This window comes from Natronospirillum operosum (genome assembly GCF_004768465.1).
In the GTDB taxonomy this organism is placed as follows: domain Bacteria; phylum Pseudomonadota; class Gammaproteobacteria; order Pseudomonadales; family Natronospirillaceae; genus Natronospirillum; species Natronospirillum operosum.
Genome location: NZ_SRMF01000021.1, coordinates 1,874 through 5,380, shown reverse-complemented (window position 1 = coordinate 5,380; position 3,507 = coordinate 1,874). Strand labels below are relative to the sequence as shown.

The window sequence follows — 3,507 nt, the reverse complement described above, 5'->3', positions numbered from 1 at the left end:
TGGGGTCTTCTGTTAGGCGCTTGACGATGACCTACTCTCACATGGGGATACCCCACACTACCATCGGCGATGCGCTGTTTCACTGCTGAGTTCGGGATGGGGTCAGGTGGTTCCAGCGCTCTATGGTCGTCAAGCAAAGCGGTTGATGTTTCGGTGCCGTGGCCGTTGTTTGTGTCCGGCACACCACACCCATCAATTCTCTTTGTCGACAGTCGACAGTTGTAAGTCGACAGTAGTGGCCGCTCGCACCCGCCATGGGGCGGCGCCGCTGGGCTTTCTATCTACTGTCTACTGTCCTCTGTCGACAGTCTACTATTCATGATCTGCGATCTTCCTCTCAATACACTCTGTCTTGCTGCACAAGCTCTTAACTCAGACGCCGGCCTCTTCGATCGTCCGGCTGGTGTCTCTTCTTGCAATAACCACCGCAGGCAAAAACCTTCCGGCGTTATATGGTCAAGCCTCACGGGCCATTAGTACGGGTTAGCTCAACGCCTCACAACGCTTACACACCCCGCCTATCAACCTGGTGGTCTTCCAGGGCCCTTTAGGGACTTGCGTCCAGTGAGACCTGATCTCGAGGGGGGCTTCCCGCTTAGATGCTTTCAGCGGTTATCCTGTCCGAACTTAGCTACCGGGCAATGCCACTGGCGTGACAACCCGAACACCAGAGGTTCGTCCACTCCGGTCCTCTCGTACTAGGAGCAGCTCCTCTCAAGTCTCATACGTCCACGGCAGATAGGGACCGAACTGTCTCACGACGTTCTAAACCCAGCTCGCGTACCACTTTAAATGGCGAACAGCCATACCCTTGGGACCGGCTTCAGCCCCAGGATGTGATGAGCCGACATCGAGGTGCCAAACACCGCCGTCGATGTGAACTCTTGGGCGGTATCAGCCTGTTATCCCCGGAGTACCTTTTATCCGTTGAGCGATGGCCCTTCCATACAGAACCACCGGATCACTAAGACCTACTTTCGTACCTGCTCGACTTGTCTGTCTCGCAGTCAAGCGGGCTTGTGCCTTTACACTAACCGCATGATTTCCGACCATGCTTAGCCCACCTTCGTGCTCCTCCGTTACTCTTTGGGAGGAGACCGCCCCAGTCAAACTACCCACCACACACTGTCCTCGACACGGTTATGCCGGAGTTAGAACCTCAAGGCTACCAGGCTGGTATTTCAAGGTCGGCTCCATGTGAACTGGCGTCCACACTTCAAAGCCTCCCAGCTATCCTACACAAGTAACATCAAAGTCCAGTGTGAAGCTGTAGTAAAGGTTCACGGGGTCTTTCCGTCTAGCCGCGGATACACTGCATCTTAACAGCGATTTCAATTTCACTGAGTCTCGGGTGGAGACAGCGTGGCCATCGTTACGCCATTCGTGCAGGTCGGAACTTACCCGACAAGGAATTTCGCTACCTTAGGACCGTTATAGTTACGGCCGCCGTTTACCGGGGCTTCGATCAAGAGCTTCGTCCGAAGACTAACCCCATCAATTAACCTTCCGGCACCGGGCAGGCGTCACACCCTATACGTCCTCTTTCGAGTTTGCAGAGTGCTGTGTTTTTAATAAACAGTCGCAGCCACCTGGTATCTTCGACCGCCTTCGGCTCCAGGGGCAAGCCCCTTCACCTAGTGGCGGCGTACCTTCTCCCGAAGTTACGGTACCATTTTGCCTAGTTCCTTCACCCGAGTTCTCTCAAGCGCCTTGGTATGCTCTACCTGACCACCTGTGTCGGTTTCGGGTACGGTCAATGTGTATCTGAAGCTTAGAGGCTTTTCCTGGAAGTCTGGCGTCAACCACTTCGGACTCCGTAGAGTCACCGTCATCAGGTCTCAGATCAACAGCACTGCGGATTTGCCTACAGCACCTACCTACACCCTTGAACCGGGACAACCAACGCCCGGATGGCCTAGCCTGCTCCGTCCCCCCATCGCAATACACATCGGTACGGGAATATTAACCCGTTTCCCATCGACTACGCTCTTCAGCCTCGCCTTAGGGGCCGACTCACCCTGCCCCGATTAACGTTGGACAGGAACCCTTGGTCTTTCGGCGTGGGGGCTTTTCACCCCCATGATCGTTACTCATGTCAGCATTCGCACTTCTGATACCTCCAGCAAGCCTCTCGACTCACCTTCAACGGCCTACAGAACGCTCCTCTACCATAAACAACCGCAAGCGGCTGCCTATCCGTAGCTTCGGTGACTGGCTTGAGCCCCGTTATATCTTCCGCGCGGGCCGACTCGACTAGTGAGCTATTACGCTTTCTTTAAAGGATGGCTGCTTCTAAGCCAACCTCCTAGCTGTCTGAGCCTTCCCACATCGTTTCCCACTTAGCCAGTACTTGGGGACCTTAGCTGACGGTCTGGGTTGTTTCCCTTTCCACGACGGACGTTAGCACCCGCCGTGTGTCTCCCGGATACTACTCACTGGTATTCGGAGTTTGCATGGGGTTGGTAAGTCGGGATGACCCCCTAGCCCAAACAGTGCTCTACCCCCAGTGGTATTCATCCGAGGCGCTACCTAAATAGCTTTCGAGGAGAACCAGCTATCTCCGGGTTTGATTAGCCTTTCACTCCTATCCACAGGTCATCCCCTAATTTTTCAACATTAGTGGGTTCGGGCCTCCAGTTGATGTTACTCAACCTTCACCCTGCCCATGGATAGATCACCCGGTTTCGGGTCTACACCATGCGACTGGTCGCCCAGTTAAGACTCGGTTTCCCTACGCCTCCCCTATTCGGTTAAGCTCGCCACATAATGTAAGTCGCTGACCCATTATACAAAAGGTACGCAGTCACCCCTTCCAAAGAAAGAGCTCCCACTGCTTGTACGTACACGGTTTCAGGGTCTATTTCACTCCCCTCACAGGGGTTCTTTTCGCCTTTCCCTCACGGTACTGGTTCACTATCGGTCAACTGGGAGTATTTAGCCTTGGAGGATGGTCCCCCCATCTTCAGTCAGGATAACACGTGTCCCGACCTACTCATCATCACCTGGCTTCGTTTTCGTGTACGGGGCTTTCACCCACTACGGCCCGACTTTCCAGACGGTTCCACTAACAGCCACCAGGCTTCAGGGCTGGTCCCGGTTCGCTCGCCGCTACTTCGGGAATCTCGTTTGATTTCTTTTCCTGCGGGTACTTAGATGTTTCAGTTCCCCGCGTTCGCCTCTCATTCAAAAAAGAATGAGATACGGCACAAGTGCCGTGGGTTTCCCCATTCGGACATGCCGGGGTCACAGGTTGTTTGCCACCTCGCCCAGCCTTTTCGCAGGCTACAACGTCCTTCATCGCCTCCAGTTGCCAAGGCATCCACCGTGTACGCTTCTCTGCTTGACCATATAACCCGCAAGACTTTCAGCCCGCTGGTTACCACAATCGCGCAGACGATCATTTTACACCGGCGCCTGAGTTAAAAACTCATGCAATGTATTGTTCAAAACCCCCGTCTTCACAGACGTGAGTTCTGAAAGAATTTCGCAGATCAAATTGTTAAAGAG

Annotated in this window: 2 rRNA genes; both read right to left on the bottom strand. The window is 54.0% G+C overall.

The window, feature by feature from the left end:
- Positions 1-18: 18 nt before the first annotated feature.
- Positions 19-134 (bottom strand): 5S ribosomal RNA (gene rrf / locus E4656_RS20005).
- 318 nt (positions 135-452) lie between these two features.
- A 23S ribosomal RNA gene (locus E4656_RS20000) occupies positions 453-3,346 on the bottom strand.
- Between the last annotated feature and the right edge of the window lie 161 nt (positions 3,347-3,507).